At 64.5% G+C, this 15,802-nt stretch carries 16 protein-coding genes and 1 pseudogene; 5 read left to right on the forward strand and 12 right to left on the reverse strand.

Translation table 11 applies throughout. The features are described from left to right. From PGX04_RS07695 to PGX04_RS07730, 8 genes and pseudogenes are all read right to left on the reverse strand, one after another. Positions 1 to 579 (reverse strand): annotated as a pseudogene (locus tag PGX04_RS07695) (5-methyltetrahydropteroyltriglutamate--homocysteine methyltransferase); the annotation flags it as partial. Positions 580 to 778: 199 nt separating this feature from the next. After that, positions 779 to 1,351, reverse strand: coding sequence for a HemK2/MTQ2 family protein methyltransferase (locus PGX04_RS07700; RefSeq protein ID WP_273737967.1), 573 nt, complete (start codon positions 1,349 to 1,351; stop codon positions 779 to 781). Then, a complete protein-coding gene (locus tag PGX04_RS07705) occupies positions 1,352 to 2,524 on the reverse strand; it encodes a mechanosensitive ion channel family protein (RefSeq protein ID WP_273737968.1) in 1,173 nt (390 codons plus the stop codon). It lies immediately after the preceding gene. A gap of 120 nt (positions 2,525 to 2,644) precedes the next feature. Next, a complete protein-coding gene (locus PGX04_RS07710) occupies positions 2,645 to 3,538 on the reverse strand; it encodes a 16S ribosomal RNA methyltransferase A (protein WP_273737969.1) in 894 nt (297 codons plus the stop codon). Between the two features lie 316 nt (positions 3,539 to 3,854). Next, the gene (locus PGX04_RS07715) at positions 3,855 to 4,451 is read right to left on the reverse strand and encodes a DUF655 domain-containing protein (protein ID WP_098726478.1); all 597 of its coding nucleotides are present in this window, start codon (positions 4,449 to 4,451) and stop codon (positions 3,855 to 3,857) included. Positions 4,452 to 4,640: 189 nt separating this feature from the next. Then, positions 4,641 to 4,997: an RNA polymerase Rpb4 family protein gene (locus tag PGX04_RS07720; RefSeq protein WP_273737970.1), complete on the reverse strand. Its 357-nt coding sequence runs from the start codon at positions 4,995 to 4,997 to the stop codon at positions 4,641 to 4,643. Between the two features lie 6 nt (positions 4,998 to 5,003). Then, positions 5,004 to 5,312 carry a 50S ribosomal protein L21e gene (locus PGX04_RS07725; RefSeq protein ID WP_273737971.1) on the reverse strand — a complete coding sequence of 103 codons (309 nt, stop codon included), beginning with the start codon at positions 5,310 to 5,312 and terminating at the stop codon, positions 5,004 to 5,006. A 256-nt stretch (positions 5,313 to 5,568) separates the two neighbouring features. After that, the gene (locus PGX04_RS07730) at positions 5,569 to 6,930 is read right to left on the reverse strand and encodes an MBL fold metallo-hydrolase (RefSeq protein ID WP_273737972.1); all 1,362 of its coding nucleotides are present in this window, start codon (positions 6,928 to 6,930) and stop codon (positions 5,569 to 5,571) included. A gap of 242 nt (positions 6,931 to 7,172) precedes the next feature. Here PGX04_RS07730 and PGX04_RS07735 point away from each other — a divergent pair, with 242 nt between their 5' ends. Further along, positions 7,173 to 8,363 carry a cystathionine gamma-synthase gene (locus tag PGX04_RS07735; protein ID WP_273737973.1) on the forward strand — a complete coding sequence of 397 codons (1,191 nt, stop codon included), beginning with the start codon at positions 7,173 to 7,175 and terminating at the stop codon, positions 8,361 to 8,363. A gap of 87 nt (positions 8,364 to 8,450) precedes the next feature. Here the strand turns inward: PGX04_RS07735 and PGX04_RS07740 are convergent, their stop codons facing one another. Further along, a complete protein-coding gene (locus PGX04_RS07740; RefSeq protein ID WP_273737974.1) occupies positions 8,451 to 9,446 on the reverse strand; it encodes a hypothetical protein in 996 nt (331 codons plus the stop codon). A 140-nt stretch (positions 9,447 to 9,586) separates the two neighbouring features. Here PGX04_RS07740 and PGX04_RS07745 point away from each other — a divergent pair, with 140 nt between their 5' ends. Both PGX04_RS07745 and PGX04_RS07750 read left to right on the forward strand, forming a co-directional pair. Further along, positions 9,587 to 10,264 carry an MBL fold metallo-hydrolase gene (locus PGX04_RS07745; protein ID WP_273737975.1) on the forward strand — a complete coding sequence of 226 codons (678 nt, stop codon included), beginning with the start codon at positions 9,587 to 9,589 and terminating at the stop codon, positions 10,262 to 10,264. Positions 10,265 to 10,455: 191 nt separating this feature from the next. Further along, entirely contained in the window at positions 10,456 to 10,890 is a 435-nt protein-coding gene (locus PGX04_RS07750) for a hypothetical protein (protein WP_273737976.1), read from the forward strand. A gap of 218 nt (positions 10,891 to 11,108) precedes the next feature. On the opposite strand, the gene PGX04_RS07755 is transcribed toward PGX04_RS07750, so the two are convergent. Next, entirely contained in the window at positions 11,109 to 11,375 is a 267-nt protein-coding gene (locus PGX04_RS07755) for an elongation factor 1-beta (RefSeq protein WP_273737977.1), read from the reverse strand. A gap of 8 nt (positions 11,376 to 11,383) precedes the next feature. Next, positions 11,384 to 11,563: an HVO_2753 family zinc finger protein gene (locus tag PGX04_RS07760; RefSeq protein WP_006184530.1), complete on the reverse strand. Its 180-nt coding sequence runs from the start codon at positions 11,561 to 11,563 to the stop codon at positions 11,384 to 11,386. A gap of 325 nt (positions 11,564 to 11,888) precedes the next feature. On the opposite strand from PGX04_RS07760, the gene nreA reads away from it, so the two are divergent. Both nreA and arcD read left to right on the forward strand, forming a co-directional pair. Continuing rightward, complete coding sequence (nreA, locus tag PGX04_RS07765; protein WP_273737978.1) at positions 11,889 to 13,190, forward strand: DNA repair protein NreA; 1,302 nt, start codon at positions 11,889 to 11,891, stop codon at positions 13,188 to 13,190. Between the two features lie 261 nt (positions 13,191 to 13,451). Further along, positions 13,452 to 14,888, forward strand: coding sequence for an arginine/ornithine antiporter ArcD (arcD, locus tag PGX04_RS07770; RefSeq protein WP_273737979.1), 1,437 nt, complete (start codon positions 13,452 to 13,454; stop codon positions 14,886 to 14,888). Positions 14,889 to 14,916: 28 nt separating this feature from the next. Here the strand turns inward: arcD and PGX04_RS07775 are convergent. Next, positions 14,917 to 15,802 (reverse strand): AI-2E family transporter (locus tag PGX04_RS07775; protein ID WP_273737980.1); only part of this gene is annotated, 886 nt, incomplete at its 5' end.

Consider the following 15,802-nt stretch of genomic DNA (forward strand, 5'->3'; position numbering starts at 1 on the left):
GCCGTCCGCGGGCGCGTTCTCGACCAGCGACGGCTCGAGCAGGAACAGCGTCTCGTGGGCCGGGAAGGCGTCGACCTCTCCCTCGAGGAACTCGGCGATCGCGCCGAGGAACGCCGCATCGTCGCCGTACTGTTCGTCGGTCGCGAGGTCGGCCAGCGAGTACGGGCCGGGGAGGACGGCCTGCAGGTCGTCCCCGTCGATCAGTTCCGCGGTCGCCTCGAGTTCGGTCGCGATGTCGCCGGTCGGCTCGAGATCGTCCTGCACGACGGGCTCTCGGTAGAAGTTGTTGTTGTCGTAGTAGCGGACGATCCCGCGGGTCTCGACGGCGTCCGCGACCGCCAGCGGGTGGGCGAGCATGTCGTCCCAGCGCAGTTGGCCTTCGACGATTCGATCGAGTCCGGCGTCCTGCTGTACCTCGATCACTTCTTCGCGGGCTTCCTCGTAGGCCCCGGTGATCTCTTCACCCTCGTCGCCGCTGATGAGGTCGTGTTTCTGGTGCCCTTTGAGGTCCGAAAGGTCGTCTTTCGCCCAGTCCGGGAGCGGATACAGCCCCGGCGTGGTCGAAACGTACTCAGTCATCGTACGCCCGGCTAAGGTATACCGACGCTTAATATTTTCCATACTCACTAATACGCTGCAGTAATTTCTTCGGATTTTAACCGGTACCGGGGTTCGATTCGAGACTCTTGTGAACAGGCAACACAGGCTGGGAGACGCAGACGGAGGGAGAACTGATTCGGGAGTCAACAGGCTCGAGGAACCGAGAGGATCCCGCGCGTTACCGGAACAGTTCGAGCACCGTCAGCGTCTCGAAGGGGAACGACTCGTCGGCGACGGCGACGGCGCTGAAGCCGTGCTCGCCGGCTTCTTCGACCACCTCGTCGACCCCCGTCAGGCTGCTGACCAGCAGGGAGACGCTGCCGTCGGGCGCGAGCACCCGACCGACGTCCGCGAGGAACGGGTCGATGACGGCCCGACCGTCCTCGCCCCCCGACAGCGCGCGTTCCATCCAGTCGTCCCACTCGTTTTCGGGATCGGTCGGCAGGTACGGCGGATTGAAGACGACCGCGTCGAACGCACCGTCCCGAAACGGCGAGACGAGATCCGCCCGCACCGTCTCGACGCCCGCCGACCGGGCCTGGCGGACGGCGTGGGGGTTCAGGTCCGACGCGATCACGCGAGCCCCCGTTTCGTCGGCGATCTGGTGGGCGACGTAGCCCGAGCCGGTTCCCACCTCGAGCACGAGATCGCCCCGCTCGAGTCGCTCGCAGGCCGCCTCGGCCAGCAGGTGCGAGTCCTCGGCGGGCTGGTAGACGTCCGGTTCCTGCGCGCGTCTGTCCTCGAGTCCCATCTAGTTCTCCTCCGGTGTCGTCATTTGCTGTTCGCGCGCGTTGTCGTCAGCAGTTGCGTTCTCCACGGTGGGCGTCGACTCGCTCTCGTCGGCGATCCGGAAGCCGCCGGTTTCGGCGCGCCCTGAGAGTTCGCGCTGCGGGTACGGGATCTTGATATCGTCGGCCTCGAACGCCCGCTTGATGGCATTGATCGCGGCGGTCCGGGCCTTCCAGTGGCGTCTGGCGCTCGGCTTGTCGATCCAGAACCGGACGCCGAGCACGACCGCCGAGTCCCCGAAGGACTTCCCGACGACCTGCGGCGACGGCGCGGCGATCGCCTCGTCGATCTCGTCGATCGCGTTTTTCGCGAGGTCGGCGGCGCGTTCGACGTCGGTCCCGTAGTCGACCCCGACCTCGATCTCGAGTCGCAGACGACCTCGCTTCGAGCGGTTAGTCACCATACTCGAGGCGATAACGTCGTTCGGGATCATGATGTACTCGCCGTCGAACGACCGGAGCTGGGTGTTGACGATCGAGATGTCGGTAACGATCCCCTCGTTGTCCTCGACTTCGATCCAGTCGCCGATCTCGAAGGGACGGGCGAACATCAGGACGAACCCCGAGAGTACCGTCCCGAGGGTCTGGCGGGCGGCCATCCCGAGAACGATCCCGAGGAAGCCGGCCCCGACGAGCAGGCTGCCGAGGTTATCGATCCAGATACCCAGAATGACCACGATCGAGACGGACCAGATAATCACCTGCGAGAGCCGGTGTGTCACCTTGCGCTGGTGGGCCGTCACGGCCGTGGACGAGTTGAAAACCTCCTCGATCAATCGGGCGACGAACCGGGTGACGATGACCGTCACGACGAGCAAGAGAAACGAAAAGAGTGCGCGTGCAACGGCGTCGCTGCCTAGCTCGAGATTCGAATAGAGCTGTCGAATCTCGTCCGTGCGGCCCCAGACCCCGGTCATGATGGCGATGCTCGCGAAGCAGCAGACGATGAGCAGCGACATCGAGATAATGTCCGCGTACAGCGGCCTCGCCCGCTTGCAGAGCCACGCGTGGAGCCGTCGGTAGGAGAAAAGCACGGCGACCACGGTCCCGACCGCCGCGAGAGACACCGCGAGTTTGAGCTCGGTCGTCGGAATCGCCTCCGACAGCCAGTCGAGCTCCATCAGTAGTTCGAACATGCGTTCGTCTCGCCGTCCTGTCGGCCGCGCAGCTTTGAGTATCCGTTGGTTGGTTCGTTCCGTTGGGTAGTTCGACGCGAGTCGAGGCGACCACGCATCTCGAGCGTTCGTCGACCGAGATTAGTCGTCGGTGGGTTCGCCGACGTCCCGCGCGAGCTGGGCCAGCGCGGCGAATTCCGTCGGTGCCATCGCGCCGGCCCGCTTCCGGAGCACGTCCTCGTCCGCCGCGTCGACGACCGCCTCCGGCTCCGAGAGTCCGGAGATGTGACCCGTGTTCCGAATCGCGTTCCGGATCGTCTTCCGGCGCTGGGTGAACAGGGCCTTGACGAATCGCAGGAAGAACTCCTCGTCCTCGACCGCGTAGTCGGGCTCTCGCGGGATCGCTCGAACCACCGCGCTCTGGACCGCCGGCGGCGGCGAAAACGCCTCCTTCGGGATCGACTCGACGAGTTCGATATCCGCGTAGTGCTGGCTCGAGACCGAGAGCCGGCCGTACTCCGACGTGTCGGGCTCGGCGACCATCCGCTCGGCGAACTCCTGTTGGAACATCAAGACCAGCGGCTTCTTCTCCGGAAACAGTCGGAAGGCGATCTGGCTCGAGACGCCGTAGGGGAGGTTCGACACCGACGCGGTAAACTCGGGGAGGTCGACCTGGAGTGCGTCGCCCTCGATGACGGTCAGATTCCCGGCGTCGATCTCGTCGGCGAACTCCTCGCGCAAGAATTGGGCGAGTTCTCGGTCCCGCTCGACGACCGTTACTTCGTCGCCGACCGCGAGCAACCGGTCGGTCAGCGCGCCCGTTCCGCCACCGATCTCGAGCAGATGGCTCGTGTCGGCGTCGATCTCCCTGGCTCGCGGGGAGTCCCCGCTCGCTTCATCCGAGGCGCGTGGCGCCTCGCTCTCGAGGTAGGTCGGCAGCCGGTCCAACACCCGGTCGTCGACGAGGAAGTGCTGGTCGCGGTCCGGATCACCGCGGACGCCGGCTCGGGCGATCAGTCCGTCTGGATCTCTCATTGCCGGCGCTTCGGCTGGGGTGCGTGTAAACGCACCGTCTCAGACGTCCCTTTTTGCGCCTCGGGTTCGCTCGCGGGTGCTGCACTTGCGGCCTGACCGCAAGTGGGAATTGCTCCGTTCTGAATGAACACGCCCGCGATACCGACGAGTCTGCCGTTGACGCACATCGTTGCAGAATAGAGTCCGCCTCACGTCGCACGTCCCGCTCGGCTACTTCGCGGATCTCCATACGGCAGGCGGCGGTTCCAGGAGCACTCCGATTCTCGATCTAACCACGTCGGTAGGAAAATAGCACCCCTCTCGAGTGAGCGACTCGTTACTGGTTTTGCTCCTGTTCGCGCCGACCCACGAAGGTTTGGTACTTCAGATCGTCGTCGCGCAACTCCTCGAGGATCCGGTCGACGAGGATCTCGTCCGGATCGTGCAACCCGGACACCCGCTCGGACAGCTCCTCGAAGCTCTCGAAGGGTTTGCGCTTTCGCTCGTCGAGGATACCGTTCCGGAGTTTCTTCCCGATCCCCGGAAGCAGATTCAGCTGGTGGAGCCGCAACGTGATCGGCTGGGCGTCGTTGTAGAAGTTGACGAACCGCTCTTCGTTCTCCTCGACGAGATCGGCGACGACGTACTCGAGTTCCGACTGCGCGCCCGAGGAGAGGTCCTCGTACTCGACGCGGTGGGCCTCGGTGACGACGTCGCGCTCGGCGGGCGGTTCGATGACGACCTCGCTTCCGATGGTCAGTCGCTCGTCCTCGTCGAACGCGACCTGATAGAGCTGAAAATCGTCGATCCTGACGGCATAGCCTGCCGGTGACTTCGCGTACTGCGGTCGGCCGTCGTCAGAGAGCCCGTGTGCGAGGTAATCCAACACGACCGCACGCCGAACGTCCGTCTCGTCGCCATCGGCTTCGCTCATTGGGTTTCGATACGGCGACGGCGTACTTAAAGAGTCGGCTCGCTCTCGGACGGTCGGACGTCGGCAACGAGCTCGCCGATTCGGTCTCTCGGACACCGTCGATCGTCTCATACGGACTACTGTCCGTCATTTCCAACGGATCCACGACCCGCAATGCGGGTGCGCCGGTACACAGTGACAGCAGACCTCTCAGGCGTACTGTGCGACGACGTTGAGAATCACGTCGAGTTCGTCTCCCGACAGCGAGTATCGCTGCTGTGCGTACACCGACCGGAGTTCGTCCCGGTCGTGAGGCAGGAGGTTGGCGATCTTGTAGGCCGTCGCCTCGTCGACCTTCTCGAGCGCCCGCAGATCCTCGACGAGCGCCTGGGCCTCCTCGGTTTCGAGGACGGCGAACCGGTTGGCGTGTTCGATCGCTCGCGCGAGCTCGTAGCGCAGCTCGCGATCCTCGTCCATCGCGCGTTCGGCTTCGATGTCGGCGAGCAGCTCCTTCGTCTCCGAGACCGTCAGGAACTCCTCGTCGACGATCTCTTTGAAGATCGTCATCCCTGATCAGATCCGGTTCTTTTCCTGGTTCTGTGCGCGCATGTGGGCCGCGGTGACGAGCAGCGTCTTCTCCTTGTCGCCGTCGACGATTTGGACCTTGAAGGCGCTGCCCTGTTTGCCGACGACCTCACCGGTTCGACCGTCGAAGCGCGGGTGGTAGCGTCCGTCCGGAACGCTCGGGTCGATCTTCAGGTGGACCTTCTCCCCCTCCTCGTACTCCTGAATCGCACGCTGTGGCGGCGACGTACCGCGGTCTCGAGGATCGTTCGCGAGCTTTCGTCGGGTTCCCTGACGAGGGCCATTAGATTTCGGCATAGTCGTACGACCGCTTTGTCCGGTGACGGTTATAAAACACACGTATTCCCACGCACCTTTTTTCGCAGGGTCCTCGGTCAGCGTAGCTGACCTCGAACCCCGCCAAAAAATCTGCGCCAAAAAAGGCCGCGCTCGCTCCGCTCGCGCGGTATGACTACCCTCGGTGGATCGTCGTGGTGGATCAGCGTTTCTCCGCCCATCGGCGGATCTTCGGGTGAGAAACTGCGAGAATAACGGCTCTCGGTCCGCAAATCGGTCACGCGTGCAGGAAACTCATCGAGTAGAACAGCGAGCGCTCGTAAACGTCCGGTTCGATCGAAAAGCCGAGATGCGAGCCGATGTAGGCGTTGTTGAAGTGAGCGTACCGCGGCCCCTTCAGGATCCGCAGCGTCAGTCGGGGATCCATCTCCATTCGGACCCGTCGCCGGTCGGTTCGCGCCGGTACTCCGTCGACGATTTCGTGGCCGCTCCCGTCCGCGGTAAACCGCAGGTAGTGGTCGTCGACCAGCGAGAGGACGACTTCCGTCTCCGATTCGAACCCGATCCCGCGGCGCTTGGCGTCGAAGTTCTCGTAGGCCGCCGGGACGTACTCCCCGAACTCCTCGAGGGTCGGCATCGGATCCGACTCGTAGGTGAACTCCCGGTCCGCGAGTTCGGTCTCGATATATGCTCGGCGCTCGTCGGGATCGATCGGCGTGTAGGGAGCCGACTGCTCGCCAGCGGCGACGTCGAACCACTCGCCGCTGTTGAGGAGGACGCACTCGGATCCGTCGTCGATCCGTTCCTCGCTCTCGAAATAGTCGCGCGCCTGCGCCCGCGTCGACCGCGCCACGTACTCGTTCAGCTCCGCGAGATCGCCCGCGAGCGTGTAGCTGCCGGCGAAGGGCATGTAGTAGTCCGGCTCGAGCAATTCGAGGAAGCCGACGGCGTTCTCGAGCGACTGGAGCCGGCGGGCCTCGCGCTCTTCGATCAACGCTTCGTGGGAGTAGTCGATCCGGCCCTGGGGATAGCCGCCGGCGAAGGTGTACTGGAGCATAGCCAGATCGATCTCGCCGTACTGCCGTTTGACGCGGCCGGCGGCGCGTTGAGACATCGGCCACCGACAGTCGTTCAGGTTGAGGACGGTACGCTCGCCGTCGTCGAAGACGGCCATCGAGTCGATCTGCGTCGAGCCGTCGACGCCCTGACTACTGGCGTCTTCGGCCATCCACGGACAGGCGAAGTGGTTGCCACAGACCGCGGGATCGCAGTCGTCGGACGCGAGCGCGTTCATATGCAGGTCGCCGCCGAGGTGGATCCGCTCGTCGTGAGGGAGTTCGCGAACGTCGAACCCGGCGGCCTCGATGTTGTGTCTGAGGAAGTCCCACTTGTAGTCGTGGATCAGGACCGGGATCTCGGAGTCGAGACGCTCGAGCGTCTCGCGGTGGCAGTGATCGGGATGGATGTGCGAGACGTAAATGTAGTCGACGTCGTCGACGTCTTCGGGGTCGAACTCGACCGGCGGATAGTGCGCCCAGGCACCGTAGAACGCGCCGTCGAGGATCCAGGGGTCACAGAGGACCGAAACGTCGCCCGATTCGACGACGACCGTTGATGACTTGATGTGTCGGACGCGCATACGAAACGACATGACAATCGAACATATATACTATCCCGAGAATCACACAGCATGAGAACTGATTTCCGGTGGTGACTGACAGTCGGGCTGACTCGCGCGCTCTCACGGTCGAGTCAGGCCCGTCCGTCGCACACGCCTCCGCCGACTGCCACTACTCGTACGATTCGCCGCGCCCGCTCCGATGACCCTCGACACTTTCCGACAGCCGGCAGAATAACCACGTTCGATCACGTCGTGTCGGTATGGACGACGATACAAACGGCCAGAGCGACGGCGAGCAGTTTCGGATCGAAACCAGATCGATCCACGCCGGTCAGAAAGCCGACCCGGAAACCGGCGCGCTGATGACGCCGATCCACGCCAACTCGACGTACGAGCAGGATGAACCCGGTGAGCATCGCGGCTACGAGTACTCCCGTACCGGGAACCCGACCCGAACCGACCTCGAGGCGAACCTCGCGAGCCTCGAGGGGGCCGACTACGGCCGCGCCTTCGCCAGCGGGATGGCCTCGATCAACACCGTCCTGAACCTGCTCGAGGCCGGCGACCACGTCGTCACCGGCACCGACGTCTACGGCGGCACGCACCGCATCTTCACGCAGGTGTACGAGGAGTACGATATCGAGTTCTCGTTCGTCGACATGACCGACCTCGACGAGATCGAGGCGTCGTTCCGGGACGACACGGAACTGCTGTGGCTCGAGACGCCGACGAATCCGCTCATGTCGATCGTCGACATCGAGGGGGCGGCCGAGATCGCCCACGCTCACGACGCGCTCTGTGCGGTCGACAACACGTTCGCGACGCCGTACCTCCAGCGGCCGCTCGCTCTCGGTGCGGATATCGTCTCGCACTCGCTCACGAAGTATCTCGGCGGTCACTCGGACGTCGTCGGCGGCGCGCTGCTGACCGACGACGAGGAACTGGACGAGCGATTGGGCTTCTACCAGAACTCGGTCGGCGCGACGCCGGGACCCTTCGACTCCTTCCTCGTCCTCCGGGGCACGAAGACGCTGCCCGTCCGCATGGATCGTCACTGCGAGAACGCCCGCGCGATCGCGACGTGGCTCGACGATCATCCGGCCGTCGACCGGGTTTACTACCCCGGCCTCGAGTCCCATCCCGGTCACGATATCGCCGCCGAGCAGATGGACGACTTCGGCGGCATGCTGAGCTTCGAACTCGACGCGAGCCTCGAGGAAGCGAGTGCAGTCGTCTCGAACACCGAGGTGTTCACGCTCGCGGAGAGCCTCGGCGGCGTCGAGAGCCTGATCGAGCAGCCCGCACCGATGACGCACGCCGCGATTCCCCGCGAGGAACGGCTCGCGGCCGGACTGTCGGACAGCCTGATCCGCGTCAGCGTCGGAATCGAACACGTCGACGATCTGATCGGCGACCTCGAGCACGCGTTCGAGACGGCGCTCTCGTCGTAGCCCGGCGACTCGCAGTCGTCGGTCCCGGTCGTCACTCGCCGTTCCGTCCACCCCCTCCGCTCTCGACGCCCCGTCCGCCCCCTCCGCTCACTTTTCGCCCTCGCTCGCGACGTGGTAGCGCAGCACCGTCTCGAACCCCTCGAGGTACGCGCCGACATCGACGCTCTCGATCTCGGACTCGTAGCGACCAACCGTCTCGTACTCGGCTTCCCACCGGTCCAGAAAGTAGTCCTCGACGCCGGCGTCGGTAATCGCTTCGACGACCGGATCGACCGTCCTGTCCGTCGGATTCCGCCGGACCGTCTGCACCTGTTCGGGCGAGACGATGTCGTTTTCCAGCGCGTGGACGACGACGCCGGAGCTACAGTCGCCCTCGGCGAGTTCGCGCTTCCACGTCGAGATCCAGTTGCCGATCCGGGCCATCCGCTGGGTCCGGTCGAGAACCTGCCGGAGGGACGAGAGTTCGCTCGAGTCGAACGACGGTGCGTTCGAGAGATCGATCCCGGCGAGGGGAAAGACCAGCATGTTGTGGGCGTCGTACGTCCACAGTTCGCGTTCCGAGACGAGACCGGGATACCGGTTCGCGAGGTACGAGTACTCGATCGCCTGAAGCGTCTGTTGCAGATCGAACTGCAACAGTTCCGCGAACTCCCTCGAACGGGGGCCCGCATCGTACAGCGCCGAGAACTCGTCCCAGACGGCCGTCAGAAATCGAACGACGTCGCCGTCGACGTCGCGTCGCTCGGGATCCGACCGGCGGTGGTCGAACGGAATCGACGTCAGTTCGTCGAACGTTGCTCGATCACCGTGTCGTTCGGCGACGTCGTCCGCGACGGTGACGAATATCGACGCGGTCAGCTTCGCGTTGCGCACCTCGCGAGCGCGGGCATCGTCGAGACACGAGAGGCTGAACGTCGGAAAGAGGTGATAGAGCCACTGCCAGAGAAACCGGTCTCTGTCCCCGATGACGTCGTCGTACACGTCGAGAAGCGGTCGTACCGACTCGGGAAGGTCCTGTTCGCGAACGGTCGTGAGGGTCTCGTCGTCGATATCAACGGCGAAGCGTTGATCCGTATCTCCCATCAATCATATTTCTAACCATCTCCTAATAAAATCATTCATGGAAGGCAGTGAGTGACGGCTGGGAAATCACACCGAGGTGACGACCGAGATCGGCGACCGAATCACCTACACCTATCGTGGTGGCACCGAATGTCCCTCGTATGCAAGCGGACGCTGGCGTTCACGCGCTCCCGATCGTGGTCGAGTACGGAGGCAGGGAGATTACGGTCACTCCGGCGGTCGTCGAGACCGAACGCGGACTCGTGTTGTGCGACGTTGGTCCCGACGGTGCCGTCGACGGTCTCAGGACCCACTTGCGATCGCTGGGCTACGAACTCGCGGACGTCTGGCTCGTCGTCCTCACCCACCACGACGGAGATCACGTCGGTGGACTGGCGGAACTCCTCGAGCACGTCGATGCGGTCGTCGCGACCCACCGCGACGAAGCGCCGTACGTGTCGGGCGAGCGCGACCCAATTAAGGGCGACGGCGACCGCTATCCGCCCGTCGAGGTCGATATCGAACTGGTCGACGGGGTCCGCATTCCGACGCTCGCGGGGCCGATGGAAATCGTCGCGACGCCCGGCCACGCGCCCGGACACGTCTCGCTGTACTTCCCGACGGGCAACTTGCTCGTGGCCGGCGACGCGCTCGTCGCGGACGGTGACGAACCGCTCGCCGGTCCGAAACCACACTTCACGCCGGATATGGATCGCGCGACCGAGTCCGTCGGGGCGCTGGCGGCCCTCGAGATCGACCACACGCTGTGTTATCACGGCGGCTACGTCGATCAGGGAAGCGATCGGATTCGGGAAATTCACGAGCAGTTGCGAGCGTGAGCGCCGCGGCCCCGCTCCGTCTGCCATCGGCTGACAGCCGAAACCGGCGGTCGACAGCGACGGGGCGCCAGCGGGGACCGCAGTCTCAGTCTCACCGTGTCCGACCGACGCGGGTTCTCCGCTCCGATCGTTCCGTGTCCGCGTGAAACTGAAGCGGAATTCTCATCGGTATCGAACACGAATGACGGCTAATGCGAATCGAACTCCGCGTCTGTCAGCACTGTCTCGACGGCGATCACGGCAACGAGCGACGGACGGCCCTCCTCAACGACATGGTCGACTGCGCCGAACAGATCAAAACGCACAAGGAGGTCATCGACCTCGACGCGGTCCACATCCGCAAAGTCAGGGACGACGAACAGGGGAAACCGGCGGCGCTACCGGTCGTCTCGGCGACGATTCAGAACGATCAGGTCGTCCTGAACGACACGCAACTCGTTGCGGAGGGCCAGGACGGAAACATGCTGGTCTACACCAATCCCGACGATGTCCTGACCGTGTTGGCGGGGAACTTAGACGAGATCAGCAAGGCCGTCACCGAGGACGTGACCGTCGATCTCTCCTCGATCGGCGCGGAGATCGTCTCCCAGGCCAACCTCGGCGCGAACAGAGAAGAGCAGCAGTAACCGCGAGCAGGCACGTCTTCGAGGAGCCACGAGGGAAACGACTGTCTGAGGAACCAACGGATCACCGCCGACACGGGGACCAGTTTCTCTTACAGCCACTGAACGTCGTTCCTACTCGATCACTCGAGCGCCGAAACCGTAGAGACGCGTACGTGAGTCGCACACCAGCGGCTCGCGAGAAATAGCGAAACGGCCGAAAACCGATCGGCGAGGGCCGTTTATATCCGACCGACGTTCTCGACGCCGACGCTTTCGACGCCGTCGACGTCGCTGAAGTTCTCCTCGACGGTTTCCGTCCCGCCCGCGCCGTCCGGGACGATTACGGTCGGGTAGAGGGCGACGAGACCGAACGCGACTTCCTCGCGCTCGACGCCGTTGATTTTCGCGCCCTCGGGCAGGGCGCTCTCGAGGCGCTCCTGGAGCGCGTCGAGATCGTTTTCGGGGCTGTCCGGCATGACCTTGATTTTGGCAGCGACTTTTCCCATGGGAGATCTTACGGGCCGGTGAATCCGCAGTCGGGGCACTCGTAGAGGTTGCTCTGCTTGCGACACTTGGCACAGCGGTAGATCTGCTGGCCGCAGTCGGGACACTTGAACGCGGCCGCGTTCGTGCCTGCGATGTTGAGTCCGCAGGAGACACAGGAACGCGTCTCTCGGTCGTCGGTCGTACTCATACCCCTCCCTTTCCGCCCGCCGTTTTTAACGATTGTCTTTCTCGAGTCCGTCGTCGTCGATCCGAGCCGCCGTCGATTAGCGTATCGGTCCGGCGACGGTCTACCGATGGTCGGCGATCGAGGGGGCCCTCGTTGCGCAGCGTTTTCCGACTCTGAAAACGCCCTGCGGGGTACTTATCGATCCGGCACGGAGACGTGAGTGAGGTTCGGTGGCCCGACACGGATGCCGAACCTCTGCCTCTGACATCTCTGCTGGTCCCACGCTGACAGCGATTGCGCTCCGGAAACTCAACATTCAACACCGTGCCGCACGTCTTTCGAGTGAATGCGCCTCGACGACTACATCGAGGATCTCGAGCCCGACGCGGAGGCCGAGCGCCGCCGCCTCGCCAGGGAGAAGTCCTACGCGATCACGGATCACCTCGAGGACTTCGAGCGGAAGTTCGACGACGCTCTGAGCGGCGACACTCTCGTCGGCTCGACCTCGCCCTCGATTTTCGTCGGGCGATCCAACTATCCCGACATTCCCGTCGGGTTGCTCTCGCCGGTCGGTGACGAGGACGCCGCCGAGGAGTACGTCACCGACGGCGACTGGTACCAGCAGGGGTACGCTATCGACGACGTGCTCCAGCGCCGGACCGGGCTCCTGAACTCGAGCAAGCGCGCGAACGTCGACTCGCCGTCCATTGCGAGCCGAATGACGCCGAACGTGGACGACGTCTGGGACGGCTTCGTCGGCGTTCAGCGAGAGGTCGCAATCGCCGACCGGCCGGTCGCCCTCGAGATCGGACTGGACGCGAAACCGGACCTCGGACTCGACGCGGGGTCGGACGTGGCGACGCCGCGGGGCCCCCGCGCCAACGCTCGAAACGCGGAACTGCAGGAGAACCCCTACGTGCCCCGACCGGTCAAGAAGACGCTCGAGGACGACGACTGGCAGGCCGAGGGGGCGATGACCTACCTTTACCGACGCGGGTTCGACGTCTACGACATCAATTCGATCCTCTCGGCGGGCGCGCTCGGCCGGACGAAACAGCGCCGACTCGTCCCGACGCGATGGTCGATCACGGCCGTCGACGACACCGTCGGGAAGTACCTGCGCGGTCGGATCCGAAACGCGCCCAGCATCGACGAGGTGCAGGTCTGGGCCAACGAGTACGTCGGCAACCGCTACTGGATCGTCCTCGCGCCCGGCAACTGGGAGTTCGAACTCGTCGAGATGAAGGCTCCGGGGAGCATCTGGAATCCCGATCCCGGCGACGACATCTGGCTCGCCAGCGCCAGCGAGGGCTACGACGGCCGCTCGAGCTACGTCGAGGAGACCGCGGGTGCCTATTACGCCGCCCGGCTCGGCGTTCTCGAGTACCTCGAGTCGATCGGCCGGCAGGCGAAGTGTCTCGTCCTGCGGGAGGTGTCCGACGACTACTGGGCCCCGGTCGGCGTCTGGCAGGTCCGCGAGAGCGTCCGCAACGCCTTCGAAGGCCAGTACGGCGAGGCCGAGACCTTCCACGAGGCTGTTTCGGAGGTGGCCACCCGGTTGCCGGTTTCCTACGCGCGATTACGTCGCAAGTCCGAACTCGCGGCCGGGTTGCAGTCGAATCTGAGCGCTTTCTCGAGCGTGGACTGATCCGCGAGCGCGCGTCTCCGTAGCCGAACCGGAAACCAGTGGCAACAGTCTCTTCCCCATCCGAAAGCCGGTGGCAAGCAGTACGTTTGACCCGGCCGTTCGAGAATCGCTACTCTCTCGGAGACCGTCTCGAGGTATCTCCGCTCGGACGGGCAGAGATCTGATTGGTTCTCGAACCGGAATATGACCACTGATATCGTAGGACATACATAGTAGTAATAAAGCGTTCTTCTTTTATGCTCTAAGCGCATAAACCGGCCAATGACCTTCGACTTCACACCGACGACTATCGACGATCTCGACCCCGACCGACGGCCGTCGGTCGGTCTCGCACTCGTTCCGGTACTCGCGGTCGTCGTCTTTCTCGGCATCGGCTCGGCGCTACTCGGGTTGGCACCTCACGTTCCCCTGCTCTGGAGTATCGTCTTCGTCGGCGCGTTCGGTCGCTATCTGGGGTATGAGTGGTCCGAGCTCTCGGACGGCATCTCTAACGGCCTCCTCATGGGGATACAGGCGCTGTTGATCCTCTTTACGATCTACGCACTAATCGCGACCTGGGTCGATGCTGGAACGATTCCGGCGATGATGTACTACGGCCTCGAGTTGCTGACCCCGACGGTGTTCCTGCCCGTCACAGCGATTCTGGCAGCCGTCGTGGCGTTCTCGATCGGGTCCTCGTGGACGACCGTCGGGACGCTGGGCGTCGCGTTCGTCGGAATCGGGACCGGACTCGGCGTCTCGGGGCCGATGACCGTCGGTGCGGTCATCTCCGGGGCGTACGCGGGTGACAAGCAGTCGCCCCTCTCCGATACGACCAACCTCGCGGCCGGCGTGACGAACACGCCGCTGTACGACCACATCCGCCGCATGCGAACGGGAACGGCCGTCGCGTTCGGCCTTGCGGTACTGGGATTCGCCGCACTCGGCCTTCAGGCGGGCGGCGAGATTCCGGCCGGTCGCGTTACCGAGATTCAGACCGCGCTGGCGGGGACGTACGATCTCTCCGTCCTCGTCTTCCTGCCCCTCGTCGTTACCTTCGGCCTCGCGCTCTACGGCTACCCCGCGCTTCCGACGCTCGTGGCCGGCGTCTTCGCCGGCGTCTTCACCTCGATTCTGGTCCAGGGAACCGGCTTCGTCGCCGCCTGGGAGGTATTCATGGGTGGCACCGAGCCGGAGACCGGGGCCGACCTCGTGAACGAACTTCTCGCGACCGGCGGCCTCACCGGCTCCGCCTGGACGATCACCGTCGTCGTCGCGGCGCTCTCGCTCGGCGGCCTCCTCGAGCACACCGGCGTGCTGGCGGTGCTCGCAGACCGTCTCTCACGGGGCGTACGTAGTTCCGGCGGGCTGATCGCCGGCACCGGCGCGTCCGCGATCCTCGTCAATGCGCTCACCGCCCAGCAGTACATGAGCATCGTCCTCCCCGGGCTGACGCTGCGAAACCTCTACGAGGAGTTCGACCTCGACAGCGAGGAACTCTCCCGAGCCGTCGAGGCAGCCGGGACGCCCACCGGCGCGCTCATCCCGTGGCACGCCGGCGGCGTCTTCATGGCCTCGGCGACTAACGTCCCCACGCTCGAGTACGCGCCGTTCTACCTGTTCGGGTTCCTCTCGCCGCTCGTGCTGTTCGCGATGGCACTGACCGGTCGCGGCGTCCCGACGACCGGCCGCACCGAGCGGGCTCAGAGCGCCGACTGAGGACGGTTGCCCGTTTCGAACGAGCCGGCTACCGCTTGGTGTCCGCGAGCAGTCGCTCTTCCTCGAGTTCGCTCTCGGCGTCAGCGTCGGCGTCCGGTGTAGTTCGGTCGATCCGAACGACGGCCGTCACACAGACTTTGAACGTCGCGAGAACGACGGGACCGACGAACACCCCGACGATCCCGAACAGGAAGACGCCGCCGATGGCACCCACCAGGACGATCGCCGGATGGAGGTGGGCCCGGCGGTCGACGAGGATCGCCCGGAGATAGTTGTCGACGACGGTGAGCACCGCGATCCCATAGCCCAACAGGAGTACGCCGCGGACGGGGCCGCTCGAGGCCGCGTGGGCGATTGTCACCGGTCCCCAGACGAGCCAGACCCCGATCGTCGGGAGGAACGACACGAGAACCAGCACGACTGCCAATACTGGCGCGTACGGGACCCCGAGGAGGGCGAGGCCCAGCCCGCCGAGTATCCCCTGAACGACGGCGACGAGCACGTGACTGCGGAGGACCGCCCAGACGACGACGTGAACCTCCTCGAACAGGTCGTCGAGGACCCGGCGCTCGAGCGGGACGTGTCGTCGAATCCAGTCGACCGCCGCCGGCCCATCTACGAGCAGATAGTACAGCACGAACACGAGGACGATGGTTCCCACGACGACATCGGCGGCGGTGGTCACGAGCCCGACGGTCCGGGCCAGGGTCACGTCGGCCGCACCCGCGATCGTTCCCTCGAGTTCGGCTGATACCGCCGACTCGAGGGCCGCAACCGTCCCGTCGGCCAGTCCGAGTTCGGTCCGCGCGAACTCCCCGACGTTCGCCGCGATGTGGTCGATCGAAGTCGTCTCGCGAACCGACGCGGCGGTGCGGAGAACGACCAGCGAGACGAGCACCAGCGGGACGACACCG

It is taken from the genome of Natrinema soli (genome assembly GCF_028618695.1).